We start from the raw sequence: 23,308 nt of genomic DNA, 5'->3' as shown, positions 1-23,308 counted from the left end.
GTTAAGAATTATACTTATATCAGTTTTACATGCTTTTAAAAAAAAGTCCCGATATCTATCGGGACTTCTTTTTTATACTAACGTAAACGTATATACGATTAAAACTGTGTAGCGAGATAGGCCATCGTTCCCATACCTGTTTCGATGGCCTGTTCATCCACGTCGAAGGTGGGCGTATGCACGCCGGAAGTGATGCCTCTGGCGGCGTTGCCGGTACCCAGGCGGAAGAAGCAGGCGGGCACGATCTGTGAATAGAAGGCAAAATCTTCAGCGCCCATGCGTATCTCTGTGTCCATCACGTTGGCTTGTCCGAGATAATCTTCCGCAATACCGCGCGCTTTTGCTGTTACGGCTTCATTATTATAAAGGGTAGGATACCCCACTAAAATTTCAATATCAATTTCAGCGCCCATCGCCGTAGCGATACCAATAGCCTGCTGGCGGATCAGTTCATGCGCTTTGAAGCGCCAGGTTTCGTCCATCGCCCTGAAAGTGCCCATCAGCTTCACTTCGCTGGGAATCACGTTGGTAGTGAAACCGCCGTTGAAGGCACAGATAGACAATACCGATGGAGAGAATGGATTACGGTTGCGGGAGATGACCTGTTGCAGGCTCACTACCAGCTGTGATGCGATCAGGATGGTATCAGCCGTGAGCTGTGGCTGGGCGGCATGTCCGCCTTTGCCTTTCACGGTGATATATATTTCATCGGCGCTAGCCATGTATTCGCCGGCGTGGAAACCGAGGGTACCGGCTTCCATGGTGGGCTGTACGTGCATGCCCAGGATAGCGTCCGGGCGCGGGTTTTCGAGGGCGCCTTCTTCGATCATGATGCTGGCGCCGCCGGGATGTTTTTCTTCGCCGGGCTGGAACAGCACTTTGATGGTGCCTTCAAACTGGTCGCGTATCTGTTGCAATATCCGCGTGGCGCCGAGAACGCAGGTAGTATGTACATCATGGCCGCAGGCATGCATAACGCCGCTGTGCTGTGATTTGTAAGGTACGTCGTTGGCTTCTGTGATGGGCAGCGCATCGATATCGGCGCGGAGCGCGATGGTTTTGGAAGATGGGCGCTTGCCTTCGATAAGCGCGATGATACCGGTACCGGCGATGCCAGCCTGGTATTTTACGCCATAAAGATCCAGTTGTTGCTGTATGAATTTCGAGGTTTCATATTCCTGGAAAGACAGTTCAGGGTGTGAGTGCAGGTGACGTCTGATCTCGATCATTTCAGGAGCGTAGCTTTTTGCCAGCTCCTTAATTAGATTCTTCATTCGAAAATTCTTTATCCGGTGACACGTTGATGATGGCTGGTACAACAAATACGCCGCCTGAGAACAGGCCGGAGAGTTTGTCGCGCAGATCACTGGCTTCCTCGCGGGTTTTGAAGTCGCCCACGCGCACTTTAAAGTAAGGCGCCTGGAAATCAAGATAGGCGCGGTAATCGGGATACAATTGCATTACTTTGGCTTTTGCTTCGTTGGCATCGCCGCGTTTGTTGGTGGAGATGACCTGTACCCGGAAGCCTGACTGGTTGCGGATAGCCAGTGTGTTGATGTAGGTTTGCTTTCTAACCAGCACGTCTACACGGCTGTCTTTGATGACTTTTACGCTGCCGCTGCCGGGGGTGATGGCATTGTCCTGGGCCATCGCCCAGCTGCTTGTCAGCAGGCAGCAAACCAGGATGAATAACTTTTGCATGTAATCAGTTTAAGGGTGAACTATTCTTTGCTTTCCTTCACGATGGCGACGCTGGCGCTGGCGCCGATCCTGGTGGCGCCTGCGTTGATCAGCTCTTTGGCGAAGGCGAAGGTACGGATACCACCGGATGCCTTGATCTGTATATTATCGGGCAGGTTGGCACGCATCAGTTTTACGGCTTCCAGGGTTGCGCCTTTTTCGGCATACCCGGTGGATGTCTTTACAAAATCCACGCCGTACTTGCTATACAGCTGGCAGCATTTCACGATCTCTTCGTCTGTCAGCACACCGCTCTCGATGATTACTTTGATCACTTTCTTCTTCTCCCGGATAATATACATCAGGTTGGCAATCTCTTTTTCAAGATATTCCCAATCATTATTTTTTATGGCGGAGATGTTGATCACCACATCCAGCTCATCAGCGCCATCCACGATGGCCAGTACTGTTTCCGCCACTTTGGCCTCTATCGCCGAATACCCGAATGGAAATCCAATCACGGTAGCCACCAGGGTATTGGTCGCTCCCAGGAATTGTTTGGCCACTTTCACATACGGAGGCGGCACACAGGCTGCGGCAAAATCGTATTCCACGCATTGCATGCACAAGTTTTTGATATCCTCTAATGTGGTGGTGGGTTTGAGTATGGTGTGATCTATGTAGCGGTTAATGTTCATATCCATTGTTGTAGGGCGAAATTAATGCAAATTCCGGACTATTACCGCAGAATGCCCCGCGGCCAGGAAACACTGTTCCGTGGCAGGAAAAACCCTTTTATACAATTAGGATTACGGATACATATTTGCACATGCGTTTTTTCATAGAACCCCGCACCATCGTACAGTGGCTCGCCCTCAAAGAAAACGCCGCGTACCGAATCAAAAGGTTCCTTTTGATCCGTGATGCTGTGGAGATGTTCAATCACCTGGCAATCCAGTTCTCTTAATACCTTATCACGGGAATGGCGAGCAGTGATGGGGTTGGCGTTCACAGGCAGTTTTTTACCGGCCCTTTGTGTAGTTTCTTTAAAAATGTGATAGCTATATCTTAATAGATCGATCCATTTTTTATCGGTCAAATCAAGACAGTTGCCTAAACTCACTATTGCGCCGAGCACTGAAGGTTTTTCGCGCTTCCCTTTACTGGAGGAACCATGTCTGGCAAAATGTAACGCCCTGTCATAACTATTTTGCCAGAAATAGATTCCTGAGCCTAACCAGTCATATCTGTTTTGGCTGTAATGAAGCATTTCTTTTCCGTTTAATACAGCATCACGCACGGGCTCATCACAGCCATGAAATGCTAGCATTAATCCCGGATCAGCGGAATAAAGGATGGTTGGTAACATGAATTAAAACAGGAAACGTGGGTTAACAATTCAACAGTTACTTTTTCTTAGTAACTTTTCTTTTAGGAGTTCTTTTAGTTTCATCAACTCCATCGCCATCAATAAGCAGATGGCGGATCCCTACTTCATCAATAAATCGGTTAGCGGCTTCCACCGAAGCGGTAGCCTCTTTCCTCTTCTTTTTCAGGATCATTATTACTTCTTTGTAAAATTCATCCGTCATAATCTAAAGATACTATTTTAATAAAAAAGGATCGCTGCTCAGCGATCCTTTTTTATTAAAATAGTATCTTCTTACAAATCTTTCCCATGGCAGTTCTTGAACTTCTTGCCGCTACCACAAGGGCAAGGATCGTTCCTGCCTACTTTAGGTCCAACGCGCACCGGCTCATGCTTCTCTTCTTCAGGAGCAGCATATCCACTCATATCGTGGCCGTTGCTTTGTTGTTGTTCATTGATATCTTCATGGGAAGCGCGCAGTCCGCTCATATCTGTTTTTTCCTCACGGCCTTCGCGGATTTCCTGGCGCTCTTCGCTGCTCATAGGGATACCGCATTTGCAGAGGAAGGAAACGATGTCGCGACTGGTTTCGCCGTCCATCTCTTTGAACAGGTTGAAGGCTTCGAACTTGTAGATCAGTAATGGATCTTTCTGTTCGTATACGGCGCTTTGTACAGATTGTTTCAGATCATCCATCGCACGCAGGTGCTCTTTCCAGGCTTCGTCGATCAAAGCCAGGGTGATGCTGCGTTCCAGGGCATTCATGGTTTCGTGGCCATGTGAGCTCACTACTTTCTGGAGGTTGGCCAGTACGTTGATACCTTTTTTACCATCGGTAAATGGTATGGAGATATTTTCGATGTGGGCGCCTTGTTCGTTATAGATACGCTCTATCACCGGGAAGGTGTTGGAGATGATATCCTGTACTTTGCGGTTATAATTTTGTTTTCCTTCGTGATACAGCCTGGTAGCCAGCGACGAGATATCGGTGCGGGCCAGTTCTTCCTGTGTAATTTCTGTATCAATAGAGAAGTTCATGATCGCATCCATTTTGAAAGCTTCGTAGTCGCCGCTTTCCTTGTGGGTGTTCACCATGTTCTCTGCTACGTCATAGAAGGCGTTGTCGATATCGATGGCCAGGCGTTCGCCGAAGAGTGCGTGATTACGCTTGGAGTAGATCACCGTACGTTGCTTGTTCATAACGTCATCGTATTCGAGCAAGCGTTTACGGATACCGAAGTTATTTTCTTCTACTTTTTTCTGTGCTCTTTCGATGGAGCGGGTGATCATGCTGTGCTGGATCACTTCTCCTTCTTTATAGCCCATGCGGTCCATGAGACCCGCGATACGTTCGGAGCCGAACATACGCATCAGGTCATCTTCCAGGGATACGAAGAACTGTGAAGTACCGGGATCGCCCTGACGACCGGCACGACCACGCAGCTGCCTGTCTACACGACGGCTTTCATGTCTTTCTGTACCGATGATCGCCAAACCGCCTGCTTCTTTCACGCCAGGTCCGAGCTTGATATCCGTACCACGGCCCGCCATGTTGGTAGCGATGGTGACGGCGCCGGCCAAACCTGCCTCTGCAACGATCTGCGCTTCACGTGCGTGCTGTTTCGCGTTCAATACATTGTGCGGTACTTTTTCGAAGGTGAGCATCTTGCTCAGCAATTCAGACACTTCCACGGAGGTAGTACCTACCAGCACAGGACGGCCTTTTGCCTGCAGTTGCTTCACTTCTTCGATCACTGCTTTGTATTTATCTCTCTTCGTTTTGTATACCAGGTCTTCTGCATCCAGACGAGAGATCGGCAGGTTGGTGGGGATGGTTACCACATCCAGTTTGTAGATCTCCCAGAACTCGCCCGCTTCTGTAGAAGCTGTACCGGTCATACCTGCCAGCTTATGGTACATACGGAAGTAGTTCTGTAAAGTGATCGTCGCAAAAGTTTGGGTGGCGGCTTCCACTTTCACATTTTCTTTTGCTTCGATCGCCTGGTGCAGGCCGTCGGAATAGCGGCGTCCATCAAGGATACGGCCGGTTTGTTCATCTACGATCTTCACTTTGCCGTCCATCACTACGTATTCTACGTCTTTATCGAACAGCGTGTATGCTTTCAGCAGCTGCTGTACGGAGTGGATACGGTCAGATTTCAGGGCGAAGTCTTGCAGCAGTACATCCTTACGTTGCAGTTTCTCTTCAGAAGAGATCGGCAGTTTTTCTATCTCTGCGAGTTCAGAGCCTACATCGGGCATCACGAAGAAGTTAGGATCTTCGCCGCCTTGTGTGATGAGGGCAATACCTTTATCGGTGAGGTCTACGCTGTTATTTTTTTCTTCGATAACGAAGTAGAGGCCTTCATCTACTTTCGGCATTTCGCGTTGCTGATCGGCGAGGTAGTAGTTCTCTGCTTTCTGCAACAGTACTTTGATACCAGGTTCGCTGAGGTATTTGATCAGGGCGCTGCTCTTCGGCAAGCCTCTCCAGGCGCGCATCAGGGCCAGGCCACCTGTTTTCGCATCATCTTTACCTTCAGCGATCAGTTTTTTGGCTTCCTGTAAATATTGTGTGGCTACTTTCTTCTGTGCGTCTACCAGGTACTGGATACGAGGTTTCAAAGCATGGAACTCCTGTTCTTCACCGCGTGGGATAGGACCGGAGATGATGAGCGGGGTACGGGCGTCATCTACCAATACGCTATCCACCTCATCGACCATGGCATAATGGTGTTTGCGTTGTACCATTTCATCCGGGCTGTGTACCATGTTATCGCGCAGGTAGTCGAAGCCGAATTCGTTGTTGGTACCGTATGTAATACCCGCCAGGTAAGCATTGCGGCGCTCGGCGGTATTGGGTTGGTGTTTGTCGATACAGTCTACCGTGATGTCCAGGAATTCGAACAGAGGCCCGTTCCATTCGGAGTCACGACGGGCGAGGTAATCGTTCACGGTAACGATGTGAACGCCTTGTCCGGCCAGTGCATTGAGATACGCAGGCAGTGTGGACACCAGCGTTTTACCTTCACCGGTGGCCATTTCAGCGATCTTACCCTGATGCAGTACGGTACCACCGATGAGCTGTACATCGTAGTGAACCATGTTCCAGGTAACGGTGCTGCCGGCGGCATCCCAGGAATTTTTCCAGATGGCTTTATCGCCCTCGATGGTTACGTAATTCTTGGTTACGGCCAGCTGGCGGTCCAGCGGCGTAGCGGTAGCGGTGATGGTAGTGTTATTGGTAAAGCGGTGTGCGGTTTCTTTTACTACGGCGAAAGCCTCTGGCAGCAACTCTTTCAGGATCACTTCCAGTTGTTTGTCGCGGTCTTTCTTCAACAGGTCTATTTCCTGATAGATGGTATCTTTCAGTGTAACATCTTCTGAGTTATCGGCCTGTTCCTGTTTTTCTGCGATCTCTTTGTCGATCGCAGCCAGGTGCGCAGCGATACGCTGGCGGAATTCCTGGGTTTTCTGGCGCAGGGCATCGATAGGCAGGGACTGTAGTTTTTCGTACTCCTCATTGATCTGCTGCACAATTGGAGTGATAGCTTTGATATCTCTGTCCGACTTATTCCCTCCAAAAAGTTTTGTTAAAAAACCTAACATGTTGAATGATTAATTACTAATTACGATTTATGTCTTGTAACGAGCCCGTGTGGCTGAACCATGGCGTTGGCTTGGCTTGTGGGTCAGACGGGACACAAGTTACTCAAATATTGTGCTTGAAAGCCAGCCTGTCAAGGTGTCAGTAATGGTCAGCCGCTTCGCAAGAAACGTAAAATTAGTAATTAATTCGGTGATTCGGGCGGTATTTTGCTTTCATTTTGCAGTGGAAGAAAATCGAATTATTTTTTGACTGCCGCAGCGGGTGAGGCGCGCTGCCAGCGCAACCTGACAATTTGATCGTTTACCAATATGCCGCCCCTACGGGGCGATGTAGCATGTATGCATCATTGCTACCAATATACTGCCCCTACGGGGCAAGGCAGCGTATATCATTGCTACCAATATACCGCCCCTACGGGGCAATATAGCGTGTATGCATCATTTGCTAACAATATACTGCCCCTACGGGGCAAGGCAGCGTATATCATTGCTACCAATATACCGCCCCTACGGGGCAATATAGCGTGTATGCATCATTTGCTAACAATATACTGCCCCTACGGGGCAAGGCAGCGTATATCATTGCTACCAATATACCGCCCCTACGGGGCAATATAGCGTGTATGCATCATTTGCTACCAATATACCGCCCCTACGGGGCAATATAGCGTGTATGCATCATTTGCTACCAATATACTGCCCCTACGGGGCAAGGCAGCGTATATCATTGCTACCAATATACCGCCCCTACGGGGCAAAATATTGGTAGAATATTCATCAATATCACATTTCGCCCCGTAGGGGCGGTATATTGGTAGATGAAATTTTTCTAAAAAAACAGCCACCGGCCACAAAAAGATGGAAATATGGAAATTCTTTTTATAAATTAACGCTTTTAAAGCAATCAAACTTTTACACAAAACTCCACGTTTATGGCAAAGGCGATTCAGCCACAGAAATTATTTGTAGCCAGTTGTATGGCGCTTTTAGTAACATCACTGTCGTTCGGTATCCGTGCAGGTATACTGGGCAAGCTCGGCGCCGATTTCAACCTGGATGCGCGCCAGCTTAGCATCATCACCGGCACCGCCTTCTGGGGATTTCCGCTCGCAGTGATCATCGGGGGTTTTGTGGTAGATATTATCGGTATGAAACGCTTGCTGCTGGCGGCTTTCATCCTGCATCTCGCAGGTATTGTACTGACGATATTCGCCACAGGATTCTGGCCCTTGTTCATCTCCACCCTGTTCATCGGCATGGCCAATGGTACCGTAGAAGCGGCCTGTAACCCGCTCGTGGCCACCATCTTCCCGAATAACAAAACCACCAAACTGAATCACTTTCACCTGTGGTTCCCCGGTGGTATCGTAGTGGGCACCTTGCTGGTATTCTTCCTCAGCCATCTCGGCCTCAGCTGGCAGGTACAGGTAGCCACTATGATCATCCCCACCCTCATCTATGGTTATCTCTTTTTCCAACTCGATTTCCCGGTAACAGAAAGGGTCGCTTCCGGCATCTCCTCACAGGAAATGTATCGCGCCATTGCTTCCCCGCTCTTTATCGTCATGGTGATACTCATGTTCGGCACCGCCATCACAGAGCTTTTCACCGGTCAGTGGATAGATGTATTGTTGAAGAATGTGACAGATAATTCCATCCTGATACTTGCGCTCACCGCAGGTGTGCAAACGCTGGGAAGAGGCGTGGCAGGCCCCGTGGTGCACCGCATCTCGCCAACAGGCGTATTGCTTTTCTCCGCGATATTCTCTGCACTGGGATTATATATGCTTTCACATGTATCCGGCAGCATGATATTTGTTGCCGCCTTTATCTTCGGTATCGGCGTCACTTATTTCTGGCCTACCATGCTGGGTTTCGTATCTGAAAACATCCCGGCTTCCGGCGCGCTCGGCATGAACCTCGTTGGCGGCGCCGGTATGTTTGCCGTATCCGTTTACATGTTCTTCATGGGCGGATTCTATGATTCTATCATCGCGAAGCAATTGCCCGCAGGCACGAACCTTGGCGCCTACCGCACCGCCGCCGCCGGCACGCCGGAAGCAGTGGCATTCGGCCAGGCGCAGGCAGTGGCAGGCCCCGAGATCATCAAGGTAACGCTGGTGATCCCTCTCATCCTGATCGTGGCCTTCACCGTGCTTTTCTTCTACATGCGCAACCGTAAAAAACCTGAAGTACAAATCGTATAAATCCAAAGCTCATTGATATTATGACACGCAAGCTAAGAATGGGAATGATCGGAGGTGGTAAAGACGCTTTCATCGGCGCTATCCACCGCATCGCCGCCAATATGGACGGATTGATAGAACTCGTGGCAGGCGCTCTCAGCGTAAACCCCGAGATCGCCGTGGAATCAGGCAAAATGCTTTTCCTCGATCCCGAACGTACGTACACCGACTTTAAAGTAATGCTGGAAAAAGAAGCAGCGATGCCGGCAGATAAACGGCTCGACTTCGTCACCATCGTTACGCCTAACTTCGCTCACTTTGAACCCGCCATGATGGCGCTGGACAAAGGTTTCAACGTAGTGATCGAAAAACCGATCACCTTCTCCCTGGAAGAAGCCAAACAGCTGAAAGCAAAGGTGGAAGCCACCGGCCTCACCCTGTTGCTCACACATACCTATACGGGTTATCCCATGGTAAAACAAGCACGCCAGATGGTGAAGAACGGCGACCTCGGCAAGATCCGCAAAGTATGGGTAGAATATCCGCAGGGATGGCTCAGCAAACTGAGCGAACGCGAAGGCAATGCACAGGCAGCCTGGAGAACAGATCCTAAAAAATCCGGTAAAGCCGGCGCTATGGGCGATATCGGCACACATGCCTTTAACCTTGCCGAATATATCAGCGGCGCTAAAGTGGAAAAACTTTGTGCCGATCTCAATGTGCTCGTACCAGGCCGCGCCCTCGATGATGATGGCGGTGTGCTGATGCGTTTCGACAACGGCGCTGCCGGTGTGCTGATGGCATCGCAGGTGGCCGCAGGCGAAGAGAATGCGCTGAAGATCCGCATCTATGGCGAGAAAGGCGGCCTCGAATGGGCACAACACGAACCCAATACCCTGCTGGTAAAATGGCTGGATAAACCCACCGAAATCTATCGCGCAGGCGGCGGATATTCGTTCCAGTCGAGCTACATGACCCACAATACCCGCACGCCGGGAGGCCATCCGGAAGGCTATCTCGAAGCATTCGGTAACCTCTACCGCAACTTCGCACAAACACTGTCAGCCAAAATTGACGGCGTAGCCCCCGCAGCGGAATCACTGGATTTCCCCAGCGTAGATGATGGCGTGCGCGGCATGGCATTCATCGACAATGTGGTACGGTCTTCGCAAAGCGATACCAAATGGACCGCTTTCGAGATTTAATACACTACTAACTATCACGACTATATGAAAACGATAAAAGGCCCTGGTATTTTTCTGGCGCAGTTCATGGGTGATGCAGCGCCTTTCAACAGTTTGCCGGCTATCTGTAAATGGGCGGCAGGACTAGGTTTCAAAGGCGTACAGATCCCCAGCTGGGATACGCGCCTGATCGATCTGCAAAAGGCAGCGGAAAGCAAGACCTATGCAGATGAGATCAAAGGCATCGTAAACGAAGCGGGGATGGAGATCACGGAGCTGAGCACCCATCTGCAAGGCCAGCTGGTGGCCGTTAACCCGGCATTCACAGAGATGTTCGACGGCTTTGCGCCGGCGCAATATCACAATAATATACAGGCACGCACAGCCTGGGCAGTAGAGCAGCTGAAGTATGCCGCCAAAGCAAGCCGTAACCTGGGACTCAACGCCCACGCCACTTTCAGCGGTGCGTTGCTCTGGGCGCCAGCCATGTATCCATGGCCGCAACGCCCTGCAGGACTGGTAGAAGCCGGCTTCGCCGAACTCGCCAAAAGATGGCTGCCCATCCTCAATGAGTTTGATGCGCAAGGCGTAGATGTATGCTACGAGATCCATCCCGGTGAAGACCTGCATGATGGCGCCAGCTACGAGCGTTTCCTCGAAGCCACCGGCCACCATCAACGCGCTTGCCTGCTCTACGATCCCAGCCACCTCGTGCTGCAATGCCTCAACTACCTGGAATACATCGATATCTACCACGAAAAGATAAAAGCCTTCCACGTAAAAGACGCGGAATTCAATCCCACCGGCCGTTCCGGCGTTTATGGCGGGTATCAGTCGTGGGTAGATCGTCCCGGCAGGTTCCGTTCCCTCGGTGATGGACAGGTGGATTTCAAATCCGTATTCAGCAAACTGACCCAATACGATTTCCCCGGATGGGCAGTGATGGAATGGGAATGCGCCCTGAAACATCCGGAAGACGGCGCCCGCGAAGGTGCTCCGTTCATCAAGAGCCACATCATCCGCGTAACAGAAAAGGCGTTCGACGATTTCGCCGGCGCCGCTACAGACGACGCTTTCAACAAAAGAGTGTTGGGGATTTGAGAATTTACGGATGTGAGGATGTGAGAATTTACGGATGTAAGGATGTGAGGATGTGAGAATTTAATTGAAGTACGACCAATCAAATCAAAAAATAAAAAAATAAAAAAATACGAAAATGAAAAAGAGATATCTGGCGCCGTTTATATTGAGTGCAGTATTCTTCGCAGCATGCGGAGGCGGAGACAAGAAAGAACAATCATCCACCAGCGGCCAGGAAAACAGCGCTGCTACAGATAACTCCATGGTATCTAAAGATGCTGGCAAACCCGCTGCCAAAGGCAAATTGCTGATGGATCAGTCAGATTGCAAAACCTGCCACAAAGAAGAAATGAAAGTGGTAGGCCCTGCACTGAAAGATATCGCAGGTAAATATCCTAATACAGAAGAGAATGTTGACAAGCTGGCAGATAAGGTGATCAAAGGCGGCTCCGGCAACTGGGGCGATGTAGCCATGCTTCCGCACAGCAACGTATCTAAAGAAGATGCAAAAGAAATGGTGAGATACATTCTCTCCGTTGGCAAATAACAATTGTTCATCTGTTAATAAACCGGCATGAAAAAAATAATGATGACGGCAGCGCTGGCGGCCTTTGTAGGTGCATCTGCATTTGCACAGCAGCCCAACGCCCTCACTGCCAAAGAAAAAAAAGAAGGCTGGAAACTGCTGTTTGATGGCAAAACCACCAATGGCTGGCATACCTACCTTCAATCCACCGCCAGCCCGGCATGGGAAGTAAAAGACGGTGCGCTTGAACTGGACCAGGAAGCCAAAAAGAAAGGCGCTCCCGGCGGCGATCTCGTTACCAACGACGAATATGAAAACTATGAACTGAGCCTCCAATGGAAAATTTCTGAAGGCGGCAACAGTGGTATCATCTTCAGCGTACACGAAGATCCCGAGTTCAAAGCTACCTATCTCACCGGTCCTGAAATGCAGGTGCTCGATGATGATAAACATCCCGATGGAAAGATCGTTAAACACAATGCAGGCGATCTCTATGATCTGAAAAAATCTGCTAAAAAAGCAGTGAAGCCGGTAGGCCAGTGGAATACCGCCAAGATCATCAAAAAAGATGGTCATCTTACCCTCATCCTCAATGGCGTGAAAACCGTAGAAACCACGATGGGCACGCCAGAGTGGGATGAACTGGTAGCCAATAGCAAATTCAAAACCTGGAAAGGCTTTGGCAAATATTCCAAAGGCCACATCGCCCTGCAAGACCATGGCGATAAAGTATGGTACCGCGACATCAAGATCAAGACGCTGTAAAGCCAATATGTATCAAGAACAGGCATTACGGTCCCGCGGCATCGCGGGACCGTAATGCTGTTAATATTTAACTTCCCACGTTTAAAACAAATGAGAAAGTTCCTCACGTTTTTATTACTGGCAGCCGCTATCAGCGCGCATGCCAAACACAAGTACCGTGTGCTGGTATTCTCCAAAACCAAAGGCTTCCGCCATGATTGTATTGCCGATGCCAAAGCAGCTATTATGCAGCTTGGCAAAGACAATGGTTTTGCGGTAGATACCACAGAAGATGCCAGCGCCTTTACCATCGCCAATCTGAAAAGATATGATGCGGTGATCTTCAGTTGCACTACCGGCGATGTGCTCGACAGCACGCAACAGGTAGCCCTGCAAACCTTTATCCACAAAGGCGGCGGCTTCATGGGCATACACGCCGCCACTGATACGGAATACGACTGGCCCTGGTACGGCAAGCTGTCGGGCGCTTATTTCCTCAGTCATCCGCGTCAGCAAACAGCCACATTGCGCGTAATAGACCATCATCATCCTGCTACCAGGCACCTGCCGGATGAATGGATACGTAAAGATGAATGGTATAATTTTAAAGATATCAGCCCCGATATCCATGTGTTGATCAAGATAGATGAAAGCACTTATGAAGGCGGCAAGAACGGCGATAACCACCCGATGTGCTGGTATCACGAGTTTGAAGGCGGCCGTTCATTCTATACCGAAATGGGCCATACCAAAGAGTCCTATAAAGATCCCGTTTACCTGCAACATATACTTGGTGGTATCCAGTATGCGGCAGGCATCACCAAATAAATTGTTTGTATATGAAATATACCATCAGGATATTGCTCTTAGCCGCGCTGGTAGCCATCGGCGCAGGATGTAAAAAATCAAGGACCGGCAAACCCAGGGTACTGGTATTCACCAAAACCATGGGATTCCGTCATGCCTCCATTCCCGCAGGCATCGCTGCCATCCAGAAACTCGGCGCTGCCAACGGCTTTGCCGTTGACACCACAGAGAACGCCGATAAATTCAATGAAGACACCCTCGCTCAATATGCTGCCGTGATCTTCCTCAACACCACCGGCGATGTGCTCAACAATTACCAGGAAGCTGATTTCGAAAGATACATACAGGCCGGCGGCGGCTATGCAGGCATACACGCCGCTACCGATACCGAATACGACTGGGGATGGTACAATCACCTCGCCGGCGCCTACTTCCAGAGCCACCCGCCAGGCGTACACCCCGCCACCATTCACATCATTGATAAAAACTTCGAAGCCACTAAAGGGCTTCCCGAAGACTGGAAACATACCGACGAATGGTACAATTTCAAAAAAGTAGACACCACCACACATGTGCTGATGAAAGTGGATGAAACCACCTACGAAGGCGGTAACATGCACAACAACCATCCCGTGAGCTGGTATCATGAATACGACGGCGGCCGCGCTTTCTACACAGCGCTGGGCCATACAGAAGAATGCTATACCGATAGCCTCTTCCTCAAACATATCCTCGGTGGTATCAAATATGCCATCGGCGATAACCGCGTGCTCGACTACAGCGCAGCCACTACGCTGAGAGTGCCTGCGGAAGACCGTTTCACGAAAACGGTGCTCACCTCCGGCCAGTTCTTTGAACCAACAGAAATGACCATCCTTCCCAACCTCGATATCCTCGTGGCGCAACGCCGCGGCGAATTGATGTTGTACAAACAAGCCACCAAGTCATTATCGCAGGTGGGATTCCTGAAAGTATATTTCAAAACAGAAGTGCCCAACGTCAATGCTGAAGAGGGTTTCCTCGGTATGGCCGCTGATCCGGATTATAAAGACAATCACTATGTGTTCCTGTTCTATTCTCCCGCAGATACTTCTGTAAACAGGTTATCCCGCTTTAAATTCGAGAACGACAAACTGGATATGTCTTCAGAAAAAATAGTGCTGCAATTTTATTCTCAACGTAATATCTGCTGTCATACCGGCGGCTCTATTGCTTTCGGACCAGATAAGCTGTTGTACCTCTCTACTGGCGACAATACCACACCTTTCGACGAGCCCGGGCAGAAATATGTGAGCAAAGGCTATGGTCCTACCGATGACCGCCCCGGCCACCTGCAATATGATGGTCGCCGTACTTCCTCCAACACCAATGATCTCCGCGGAAAGATACTGCGCATCAAAGTAGAAGCTGATGGCAGCTACACCATTCCAGACGGCAACCTGTTCCCGAAAGGCACCAAGGATACCAAACCCGAAATATTTGCGATGGGTACGCGTAATCCATACCGTATTTCTGTAGATAGAAAAACAGGATATGTATATTGGGGAGAAGTGGGGCCAGATGCCAACAACGACGATTCCCTGCGCGGACCACGAGGTTATGATGAAGTGAACCAGGCCAAGAAGCCCGGCTATTACGGCTATCCGCTGTTCATCGCCGACAACAAACCTTATCGCGCCTATAACTACGAAACCGGCGAAAGCGGTCCGTATTATGATCCCGCGAAGCCCATCAACAATTCGCGCAACAACACCGGTCTGAAACAATTGCCGCCCGCAGTGCCGGCCTTCATCTGGTATCCTTATGGCAAATCAGACGAGTTCCCGATCGTAGGCAGCGGCGGCCGCAATGCAGAGGCAGGGCCGGTTTACTACAGCGAATACTATCCGAAAGAAACCCGTTTCCCGGATTATTATAACGGCAAACTGTTCATCTACGACTGGATGCGTGGCTGGATCATGGCGGTTACCATGGACAAAGATGCGAACTTCTCCAAGATGGAACGCTTTATGCCCAGCACTAAACTTAATGCGCCTATCGATATGGAAATGGGCCCCGATGGCCGTTTGTATGTACTCGAATATGGTAACGGCTGGTTCAGCAAAAACATAGACGCCGCTCTTTCCCGCATTGATTATAATGGCGGCAACCGCGCGCCCAAAGCCAATATCCACGTAAATCAACTCACCGGCGGCCTGCCCTTCAAAGTAAAACTGAGCGCCGAAGGTTCTGTTGACCCTGATGGCGACAAGCTCACCTACCTCTGGTATTTTGGCAATGGCAGCAAGAAAGAAACCACCACGCCACAGGTAGAATACACCTACACTACCGCTGGTGAATACACGGTGTCTGTAGAAGTGAGCGACGATAAAGGACTGAAAACACGCAGCCAGGAAATTACGCTGTATGCCGGCAATGAAACGCCGCAGGTAAAAATTGATATCAGCGGCAACCAGATGTTTTATTTCCCGGGGAAACAAGTTCGTTATGCCGTTACCGTTAGTGACAAGGAAGATGGTAACAGCGCCGATGGCAAACTGGATGTGAACAACATCTTCGTAAAGGCAGACTACGTGCAGGGTACAGACAAAGCCGCCGTACCGCAGCAAGGCCACCAGATCATCACCGGCGCCATTGCAGGAAAGAATATCATGGAAACCTCCGATTGTAAAACCTGTCATAAGCCGGATGAAAAATCCATCGGGCCTTCTTTCAAACAAGTAGCGGAAAAATATAAGAATGATCCTTCTGCTCCGGAAACGCTGGCCAAAAAGATCATCAATGGTGGTGGCGGTGTTTGGGGAGAAACGGCAATGTCGGCTCATCCTACCTTGTCTATGGGCGAGGCGCGCCAGCTGGTAGAATACATTTACTCCATTGGCGGCGCCACGGCGAAAGTGCCTTCCCTGCCGATTAGCGGCTCGCTGAATCCTACCCTGGGCAACGAGTTGAAAGATAATGGCGTGCTGTACTTACTTGCCAGCTATACCGATAAGGGTGGTCCGGGCATCAAGCCGATCACAGGCACTGCAACAATAGAATTGCATAATCCCAAGCTGCCGGCGGCGGTCTATGCCAAAGCTGATGGCGTAGCTGTGTTTGATGCCAATGGCATGAAATTCCTGATACCCGCCACTGCCGAAGGCTGGGTGGCCTATAAGAAACTCGACCTTACCGATGTAAGTGGCATTGAAGTGATGTACATGGTGCAGGAACCGCAAGAGCAGGGCTATGTGCTGGAAGCCTTCCTCGACAATGCCGAAGGCGCCAAACTCGGCGAAGTAACCATCGGTCCGGGAGCCGCGCCCAAAGCGCCTAACCTGGCATCGATCAATTTCTCTCCCATCACAGATGGTAAACAACATGCACTCTATTTCAAGTTCAAGGCCACATCGCCTGAACAGAAAGTAGGGCTGGGCATTGTATCGTTTACACTGAAATAGTTGATTATTTAGCTATTTTTTATTTTGATATTTTGATATTTAGCCTCCGGGAAAACATTCCTGGAGGCTAAATATCAAAATATCAAAATAATAAAATAGCTAAATATTACGGCTCATCAACAAGGCAAGGCGCTACGTTATAATCTGTGAGGATAGTGCTCACTGAGCCGTCCGGGAATAAATAGTGATACACACATTTATATCTTCCATCAGGAAGACGTGTGCTGGAAGTATTCACCCTCCTGCCAATTACGCATTGCCCATTGATGCATTTTCTGTCAACATCATAACAATTGGTACAATCCCTCGCGGGCTTGGTGGCATAGGCCTCTTTACCTGCGTAAACAACGAGCAGCACCAAACATGCTACCAGGGCGGCCTGGGCACAAACAATCAACTTTCTCATAAAGGTGGATTTTCAGGTTAAACAATACCTGAATTTAAATAAAACAACACACCTCCCTCTTTTTATTTTAACGAAATTTATCGTGTCTTAAAACAAAAAAGGCTGCCCTTCCGGGCAACCTCTTTGTTGACGATTGATTCACTGTTGCTATTTTTTTGGTTTCGCTCCCATCAGGAATGTGAGCGTGCCGCCGTTCATAATCTCGCTGTGAGTAAGGTATAGCCGGTTCAATGGCGTACCATTCAACAACACCTGCTGTACATATATATGCTTGTCGCTTTGATTTTTTACGTCCACAATGAAGGTATGTCCATTCTCCAATTGCAGCGTAGCCTTGTCTACAGCCGGGCTGCCCAGCGCATACCGGTCAGAGCCGGGACATACGGGATAGAAGCCCAGTGAAGAGAAAATATACCAGGCGCTCATTTGTCCGCAATCATCATTTCCACCGAGGCCATCAGGACCAGGGTGATACATCTTCTTCAGGATCATACGTACGCGCTCCTGTGTTTTCCAGGGCTGACCAGTGTTGTTGTAGAGATATACCACATGATGCGAAGGCTCATTCCCATGCACGTAATTGCCGATGATGCCATCTCTCGTAATATCTTCCGTTTCTGCAAAATATTTATCCGGCAACTCCATGGTGAATAAAGAATCGAGATGTTGCGCAAACTGTTTCTTGCCTCCCATCATCGCTACCATATCATCCGGATATTGTGGCACATACAAACTGTAATTCCAGGCATTACCTTCGATAAAGCCCTGGTCGTGGGTTTGAAGCGCATCGAAATCTTTTTTGAAGGTACCGTCGCTCAGCTTGGGCCGCATAAAGCCGGTAGTGGCATCATATACATTTTTGTAGTTCAGCGAACGTTTGATAAACTCTTCATAGATATCATTCCGGCCAAGTTTTTTGGCCACTTGCGCAATACACCAGTCATCATAAGCGTACTCCAATGTTTTGGAAACGGAAGAACCGTTTTTATCTTCCGGCACATAGCCGCCATCAATGTAATAGCCGAGGCCGTCGTAGTTGCGGTGACGGGCAGTGGTAACGCAGGCATCAAGGGCTTTATTAACATCAAAAGGCGTGTTGCCTTTCATGATCGCATCGGCGATCACGGCCACGCTGTGGTAGCCGATCATGCACCAGTTTTCATTGGCATAATGCGCCCATACCGGCAGCATATGCTGTGCGCTCTGATCAAAATGATGGAGCATCGACTGTATCATATCCGCGTTTCGCGCCGGCTGCACCACATTGAACAAGGGGTGCAGCGCGCGATAGGTATCCCATAAAGAAAAGGTAGTATAGTTCGTATATCCTTTGGCGTTATGAATGTTCATATCCAGCCCGCGATAATTGCCATCCACATCCATATAAGTAGTAGGATTGATGAAAGCATGGTACATAGCGGTGTAGAAGTTCTCTTTCTCTTCTTTACTGGATGATTCGATGTGTATCTTGTTGAGCTCTTTTGTCCAGAGGGCCTGCGCATCGCGCTTTACCTGTTCGAAGTTCCAGCCGGGAATTTCTACGGCGAGGTTCTTTAATGCGCCTTCCGTGCTTACGGGCGACAATGCAAATTTGATCTGCACCTTTTCACCGGGTTTGGTATCGAAATCGAACCAGGCGCGTATCTGTTTGCCGGCCATCTCCGGGAAATCCTTTGTTTGGTCGAACTTACGCCAGAAACCTTTGTACACATCTTTGGCGTAGTTCTGATGGCCGTAATGCCTGATCGGTTTGGAGAATACCATTGCGAAGTATTCAATTCTCGTACGTGCCCAACCGTTAGTTTGCCGGAAACCCGTTACCAGCGTATCATTCTCCACGCGGATAAAAGACCAGACATTTTTATTTTCATAATTGTAGATGCCGGCCATCATATCCAGGATGATATGTGCCTGCCCGGTACCGGGGAAGGTATACTGATGAAAGCCCACACGGTTGCTGGCGGTCAGCTCTGCAAGGATGTTATCATCTTCCAGCTTCACCTTATAATATCCTGGTTCCGCCACTTCTGTACTATGTGAAAACACAGAGCGGTAGCCATTCTCCGGATGATCCGCCGTACCAGGATTGAGTTGCAGTTTGCCCACGGTAGGCATGATGAGGAAATCGCCCAGGTCGGAATGACCGGTACCGCTGAAATGCGTATGACTGAAACCCACGATGGTTTTATCTTCATATTGATAGCCAGCGCAGTACTTATACACATCCGGATTGTATTTGCCATTCATTTCGTAGGGGATCGTATCAGTATCAGGGCTGAGCTGCACCATGCCGAAAGGCACAGTAGCACCGGGATACGTATGACCCATGCGTTGCGTACCGGTGATCGGTTTTACATATTGCAATACATTTTCCTGTGCAGAAGCAGCATGTAAGGCAAATAAGAGAACAGGCAGCAATACCTTTTTCATGTTGAATGTTTTTTGTTTTATTTCACGCAGAGCAGCGTAAGGAGCAAAGCTGCAAAGGGCGCACTTGCTTATTTTATCTGCGCGCTTCGCGCGCTCTTGGCTGCTTTGCTCCTTACGCTGCTTTGCGTGAAAAATTACATCCCGAAGAATCGGGATGAATCATTTACAGTGAACAATGAAATCGTTTAGAGACCATTTCTATGCCGTTATTTATTGGCTGTTGAATAAGAATACGGATAGGCCGCAGGCTGTGTGCCTCTTGTCTTTTCAGGGGTAGCGCCCATTTTGAAAACAAGTGATCCTCCTTTTTGCAGATCATCGTGGCCGATCCAGTTTTTCGTATATGCCTGACCGTTAAGCGCTGCACTTTGCACATACAGGTTTTTATCGCTATTGCCAGGTGCAGAGATCACCATCTTCTTACCATCTTCCATCGTGAGAGTGAGTTTGGAGAAGAGCGGCGTGCCGAGCACATATTGCTGCGTACCCGGACAAACAGGATAGAAGCCCATCGCTGAAAACACATACCAGGCGGAAGTTTGGCCATTATCTTCATCACCGCAATAACCATCAGGTGTAGCTTTGTACAATTTCTCCATTACCTGGCGCACCCAGTATTGTGTTTTCCAGGGTTGGCCGGCATAGTTATAAAGATAGATCATGTGCTGGATGGGCTGATTGCCGTGCGCATACTGGCCCATGTTCATGATCTGCATTTCACGGATCTCGTGGATCACGGTGCCATAGTAGCTTTCATCGAATACGGGTGGCATATTGAAAACCGAATCCAGCATCTTCACAAACTGGTCTTTGCCTCCCATCAGGTCAGACAGCGCATTAATATCGTGGAATACAGACCAGGTATAGTGCCAGGCGTTGCCTTCTGTGAAGGCATCGCCCCATTTGAAGGGGTTGAAAGGTGTGGCGAATTTGCCGTCTTTATTTTTACCTCGCATCAGTTTTGTTTCCGGATCGAAGAGATTGCGGAAATTCTGGGAGCGTTTGGTAAAGCGCTCGATCTCTGCCTGCGGGCGTTTCAGGGCTTTGGCCAGCTGGAGGATGGTGAAATCATCATAGGCATATTCCAGTGTACGGGCGGCATTTTCGTTGATGTTCACATCGTAGGGAATATAGCCTAAGGTGTTATAGTATTTTACGCCGAGGCGGCCTACAGAGCTGAGCGGGCCTTCGTTTTCTGTATTTTTCAGGATGGCTTCGTAGAGCGTGTTGATATCATACCCGCGGATGCCTTTCAGGTAAGCATCGGCAATGAGGGAGGCGGAGTTGGAACCTACCATGCAATCGCGATGGCCGGGGCTGGCCCATTCCGGCAGCCAGCCGCTTTCTTTATAGGCGTTGGCCAGTCCTTCCATGATGTGTGCGCTGAGCTTGGGATACATCAGTGTAAAGAAAGGATGTACGGCACGGAAGGTGTCCCAGAAGCCATTGTCGGTGAACATATAGCCGGGCAGGGTTTGTCCGTTATAAGGGCTGTAATGTACCACTTCATTTTTAGCATTCAGCTCATAGAACTTGCGCGGGAAGAGCAATACACGGTACAGTGAAGAATAGAAGGTGCGCACTTGTTCGGGCGAGCCGCCTTCTATGGCAAGACGGCCAAGCTCTTTGTTCCATATATCTTTTGCTTTCTGACGGGTGACATCAAAAGCATCGTTGCCGATTTCGCGTTGCAGGTTCAGTTCTGCCTGTTCAAAGCTGATGAAAGAGGAAGCGGTTTTGATGGTTACCTTTTCACCTTTCGCGGTGCGGAAGCCTACTACGGCGCCGCTGTGGTCGGCCTGCTCTTCCAGTTTGTTGAGCGACAGCACCGAGTCGTGCCAGGTGCGGGCTACCGTGAATGGTTTATCAAAATAGATGACGAAATAATTTTTAAAGTTAGATGGTACGCCGCCACTGTTTTTAGTGGTGTAGCCGATGATCTTTTTTTCCTGCGGGATGATCTTGATATAAGAGCCTTTATCGAAAGCGTCTACCACGAGGAAGGCGCTGTCGGTGGCGGGATAGGTGAAACGCAGTTGTGCGGCCCTTTCCGTGGGAGTGATCTCGGTGGTCACATCCGGATCGGCGAGGTATACGCTGTAATAGTAAGGTTTCGCTGTTTCTGATTTATGGGAGAACCAGCTGGCGCGCGCATTTTGATTATATTTCACGTTGCCTGTTACGGGCATTACAGCAAACTGGCCATAGTCGTTGATCCAGGGAGAAGGTTGGTGCGTTTGTTTGAAGCCTCTGATCTTGTCGGCGGTGTACTGATATGCCCATCCGTTGCCCATTACATTTGTCTGTGACATCCAGCAATTCATGCCCCAGGGGAGGGCGATGGCGGGATAGGTGTTACCGTTCGATAAACTCACTTTAGAATCCGTGCCCATCAGGGTGTTCACCCATTCCACCGGTTCGGTGACCTTATTAACGGTTTGTGCCTGGGCGGCATGCAAACCTAATAAAGCGGCTGCTAACAATCCAACTTTTTTCATACTTGCTTTTATAATGGAAAACTTTTTACAAAATCGATTTAGCATAGGTATCTAAAAAAAAGATTCTTGAGAATCCTTCTATTACTATCTCTCACTAAGCCTGGAATTAAAAGTATAAATATTTTCTGATCATTTGTCAATATTCCGGAAATTTTTTCCGGGGAGAGCTGCTCAGGCAGATCCCCGGATAATAAAGCGGCCGGGAAGGGCCACCTGCGTGCTTTTGGCGGGCCCGCGGCGTTTGTCCAGCTGGTGCATCAGCAGTTCTATCGCGGTGCGGGCGATCCCTTCTATGGGTTGTTCGATCACCGAAATACCGGGAGGGTACAGGCGGAAGATATCATGGTCGTCGAAACAGATCACCGACAGGTCCTGCGGCATGCGCAGCCCGAGATGGCCGATAGCTTCCAGTCCGAGGATACCGAGATAGTTGGTAGCGAAAAAGATCGCATCTATTTCGGGATTGTTTTCGATAAAGGCTTGCAGCTCTTTCAATGAATCTTCGCGCTGGCGGTGGTATTGCAGCTGATGAACGAATTTCTTTTTATAGGGGATATGATGTTTTTTGAGGGCGCTCGTATAGCCGCGCAGACGCTCGTCCAGCTGGATGAGCTTCACATCTACCGTTACAAAAGCGATCTTGTTAAATCCTTTTTTGATCAGGTGTTCCATGCCCTGCATCACGCCATTGAAATTATCGACAAGCACATAAGGCGCTTTAATGGCTGGAAAGTAGCTATCCATCAGCACAACGGGCTTGTGCTGGTTAACGAGTTGTTGTATCTCCTTTTCCATACCTGGAGCGGGCGTGATCAGGTAACCGTCTACCATCTGGCGCCCCAGCATGCGTATCAGTTCTCCTCCTTTCTGAGCATTGTTTTCCGTGCTGCAATACACCACGTTGTAGCCCATCTTCTCTGCTTCCGTTTCGATGGTCTTGGCAAGACTGGCGAAAAAGCTGCCCGAAATACTTTCTACGATGAGGCCTAAAGTTTTCGATTGGCCGGTGCGCAGGTTCACTGCCACACGATGGGGTTCGTAGCCGGATTTCTCCACTACCTGCATGATCTTCGCGGATACCTCATCGCGGATGCGCATCTGCTTTCCCTTGCCATTCAGCACGAACGATACCGTGGAAGGCGCTACCCCGGCCATTTTAGCCACATCTTTGAGGGTCAGTCTCTTCATGTTCCTGAAAGTGATTTGATTGATTTCACTGCATACCGTGACACGTGCATATGTTGCCATTTCCCGGAATTACTCCGGTATGCTGCGGCGAAAATTACCAAAATAAAGGGAAATAACTGCTAAACCCCTGTTAAAATGCGTATATTGAGCCATAGCTG

17 protein-coding genes are annotated in these 23,308 nt (G+C 49.3%); 7 read left to right on the top strand and 10 right to left on the bottom strand.

The window, feature by feature from the left end; all coding sequences use genetic code 11:
* Nucleotides 1-98: 98 nt before the first annotated feature.
* The 6 genes from FPG75_RS00975 to secA form a co-directional block, all read right to left on the bottom strand.
* Nucleotides 99-1,274: a M20 metallopeptidase family protein gene (locus FPG75_RS00975; RefSeq protein WP_143304627.1), complete on the bottom strand. Its 1,176-nt coding sequence runs from the start codon at nt 1,272-1,274 to the stop codon at nt 99-101.
* Nucleotides 1,258-1,701, bottom strand: a complete 444-nt coding sequence (locus tag FPG75_RS00970; RefSeq protein WP_143304626.1) for an SPOR domain-containing protein — start codon at nt 1,699-1,701, stop codon at nt 1,258-1,260. Before FPG75_RS00970 ends, FPG75_RS00975 begins: the two co-directional genes overlap by 17 nt.
* 20 nt (nt 1,702-1,721) lie before the next feature.
* Nucleotides 1,722-2,384, bottom strand: a complete 663-nt coding sequence (gene deoC, locus FPG75_RS00965) for a deoxyribose-phosphate aldolase (protein ID WP_236652689.1) — start codon at nt 2,382-2,384, stop codon at nt 1,722-1,724.
* A 35-nt stretch (nt 2,385-2,419) separates the two neighbouring features.
* Nucleotides 2,420-3,049 carry a hypothetical protein gene (locus FPG75_RS00960; protein WP_143304624.1) on the bottom strand — a complete coding sequence of 210 codons (630 nt, stop codon included), beginning with the start codon at nt 3,047-3,049 and terminating at the stop codon, nt 2,420-2,422.
* 37 nt (nt 3,050-3,086) lie between these two features.
* Nucleotides 3,087-3,272, bottom strand: a complete 186-nt coding sequence (locus FPG75_RS00955) for a hypothetical protein (RefSeq protein ID WP_143304623.1) — start codon at nt 3,270-3,272, stop codon at nt 3,087-3,089.
* 71 nt (nt 3,273-3,343) lie between these two features.
* Complete coding sequence (gene secA, locus FPG75_RS00950) at nt 3,344-6,658, bottom strand: preprotein translocase subunit SecA (RefSeq protein ID WP_143304622.1); 3,315 nt, start codon at nt 6,656-6,658, stop codon at nt 3,344-3,346.
* A 932-nt stretch (nt 6,659-7,590) separates the two neighbouring features.
* Between secA and FPG75_RS00945 the strand changes: the two genes are divergently transcribed.
* From FPG75_RS00945 to FPG75_RS00915, 7 genes are all read left to right on the top strand, one after another.
* Nucleotides 7,591-8,865, top strand: a complete 1,275-nt coding sequence (locus tag FPG75_RS00945) for an MFS transporter (protein ID WP_143304621.1) — start codon at nt 7,591-7,593, stop codon at nt 8,863-8,865.
* 20 nt (nt 8,866-8,885) lie between these two features.
* The gene (locus FPG75_RS00940) at nt 8,886-10,049 is read left to right on the top strand and encodes a Gfo/Idh/MocA family protein (RefSeq protein WP_143304620.1); all 1,164 of its coding nucleotides are present in this window, start codon (nt 8,886-8,888) and stop codon (nt 10,047-10,049) included.
* A gap of 24 nt (nt 10,050-10,073) precedes the next feature.
* Entirely contained in the window at nt 10,074-11,129 is a 1,056-nt protein-coding gene (locus FPG75_RS00935; RefSeq protein ID WP_143304619.1) for a sugar phosphate isomerase/epimerase family protein, read from the top strand.
* A 115-nt stretch (nt 11,130-11,244) separates the two neighbouring features.
* Nucleotides 11,245-11,655, top strand: coding sequence for a c-type cytochrome (locus FPG75_RS00930; RefSeq protein WP_143304618.1), 411 nt, complete (start codon nt 11,245-11,247; stop codon nt 11,653-11,655).
* 27 nt (nt 11,656-11,682) lie between these two features.
* Nucleotides 11,683-12,399, top strand: a complete 717-nt coding sequence (locus FPG75_RS00925; RefSeq protein WP_143304617.1) for a 3-keto-disaccharide hydrolase — start codon at nt 11,683-11,685, stop codon at nt 12,397-12,399.
* Between the two features lie 90 nt (nt 12,400-12,489).
* Nucleotides 12,490-13,206, top strand: coding sequence for a ThuA domain-containing protein (locus FPG75_RS00920; RefSeq protein WP_143304616.1), 717 nt, complete (start codon nt 12,490-12,492; stop codon nt 13,204-13,206).
* Nucleotides 13,207-13,217: 11 nt separating this feature from the next.
* Nucleotides 13,218-16,628 carry a ThuA domain-containing protein gene (locus FPG75_RS00915; RefSeq protein ID WP_143304615.1) on the top strand — a complete coding sequence of 1,137 codons (3,411 nt, stop codon included), beginning with the start codon at nt 13,218-13,220 and terminating at the stop codon, nt 16,626-16,628.
* Between the two features lie 106 nt (nt 16,629-16,734).
* Here the strand turns inward: FPG75_RS00915 and FPG75_RS00910 are convergent, their stop codons facing one another.
* The 4 genes from FPG75_RS00910 to FPG75_RS00895 all read right to left on the bottom strand — a co-directional run bounded on the left by FPG75_RS00910 (nt 16,735) and on the right by FPG75_RS00895 (nt 23,150).
* The gene (locus tag FPG75_RS00910) at nt 16,735-17,034 is read right to left on the bottom strand and encodes a hypothetical protein (RefSeq protein WP_143304614.1); all 300 of its coding nucleotides are present in this window, start codon (nt 17,032-17,034) and stop codon (nt 16,735-16,737) included.
* Between the two features lie 147 nt (nt 17,035-17,181).
* Complete coding sequence (locus FPG75_RS00905; protein ID WP_143304613.1) at nt 17,182-19,464, bottom strand: GH92 family glycosyl hydrolase; 2,283 nt, start codon at nt 19,462-19,464, stop codon at nt 17,182-17,184.
* A 206-nt stretch (nt 19,465-19,670) separates the two neighbouring features.
* Complete coding sequence (locus FPG75_RS00900) at nt 19,671-21,962, bottom strand: GH92 family glycosyl hydrolase (RefSeq protein ID WP_143304612.1); 2,292 nt, start codon at nt 21,960-21,962, stop codon at nt 19,671-19,673.
* A gap of 171 nt (nt 21,963-22,133) precedes the next feature.
* Nucleotides 22,134-23,150: a LacI family DNA-binding transcriptional regulator gene (locus tag FPG75_RS00895; protein WP_143304611.1), complete on the bottom strand. Its 1,017-nt coding sequence runs from the start codon at nt 23,148-23,150 to the stop codon at nt 22,134-22,136.
* Nucleotides 23,151-23,308: the final 158 nt, after the last annotated feature.

This window comes from Chitinophaga vietnamensis, from assembly GCF_902167635.1.
In the GTDB taxonomy this organism is placed as follows: Bacteria; Bacteroidota; Bacteroidia; order Chitinophagales; family Chitinophagaceae; genus Chitinophaga; species Chitinophaga vietnamensis.
The sequence above is the reverse complement of the archived record's forward strand: the minus strand, read 5'-3'. Positions and strand labels throughout refer to the sequence as shown.

Bases quoted from the DNA above. Each gene is read 5' to 3' on its own strand.
- FPG75_RS00975 (WP_143304627.1), bottom strand. From the start codon at position 1,274: ATGAAGAATCTAATTAAGGAGCTGGCAAAAAGCTACGCTCCTGAAATG.
- FPG75_RS00970 (WP_143304626.1), bottom strand. From the start codon at position 1,701: ATGCAAAAGTTATTCATCCTGGTTTGCTGCCTGCTGACAAGCAGCTGG.
- deoC (WP_236652689.1), bottom strand. From the start codon at position 2,384: ATGGATATGAACATTAACCGCTACATAGATCACACCATACTCAAACCC.
- FPG75_RS00960 (WP_143304624.1), bottom strand. From the start codon at position 3,049: ATGTTACCAACCATCCTTTATTCCGCTGATCCGGGATTAATGCTAGCA.
- FPG75_RS00955 (WP_143304623.1), bottom strand. From the start codon at position 3,272: ATGACGGATGAATTTTACAAAGAAGTAATAATGATCCTGAAAAAGAAG.
- secA (WP_143304622.1), bottom strand. From the start codon at position 6,658: ATGTTAGGTTTTTTAACAAAACTTTTTGGAGGGAATAAGTCGGACAGA.
- FPG75_RS00945 (WP_143304621.1), top strand. From the start codon at position 7,591: ATGGCAAAGGCGATTCAGCCACAGAAATTATTTGTAGCCAGTTGTATG.
- FPG75_RS00940 (WP_143304620.1), top strand. From the start codon at position 8,886: ATGACACGCAAGCTAAGAATGGGAATGATCGGAGGTGGTAAAGACGCT.
- FPG75_RS00935 (WP_143304619.1), top strand. From the start codon at position 10,074: ATGAAAACGATAAAAGGCCCTGGTATTTTTCTGGCGCAGTTCATGGGT.
- FPG75_RS00930 (WP_143304618.1), top strand. From the start codon at position 11,245: ATGAAAAAGAGATATCTGGCGCCGTTTATATTGAGTGCAGTATTCTTC.
- FPG75_RS00925 (WP_143304617.1), top strand. From the start codon at position 11,683: ATGAAAAAAATAATGATGACGGCAGCGCTGGCGGCCTTTGTAGGTGCA.
- FPG75_RS00920 (WP_143304616.1), top strand. From the start codon at position 12,490: ATGAGAAAGTTCCTCACGTTTTTATTACTGGCAGCCGCTATCAGCGCG.
- FPG75_RS00915 (WP_143304615.1), top strand. From the start codon at position 13,218: ATGAAATATACCATCAGGATATTGCTCTTAGCCGCGCTGGTAGCCATC.
- FPG75_RS00910 (WP_143304614.1), bottom strand. From the start codon at position 17,034: ATGAGAAAGTTGATTGTTTGTGCCCAGGCCGCCCTGGTAGCATGTTTG.
- FPG75_RS00905 (WP_143304613.1), bottom strand. From the start codon at position 19,464: ATGAAAAAGGTATTGCTGCCTGTTCTCTTATTTGCCTTACATGCTGCT.
- FPG75_RS00900 (WP_143304612.1), bottom strand. From the start codon at position 21,962: ATGAAAAAAGTTGGATTGTTAGCAGCCGCTTTATTAGGTTTGCATGCC.
- FPG75_RS00895 (WP_143304611.1), bottom strand. From the start codon at position 23,150: ATGAAGAGACTGACCCTCAAAGATGTGGCTAAAATGGCCGGGGTAGCG.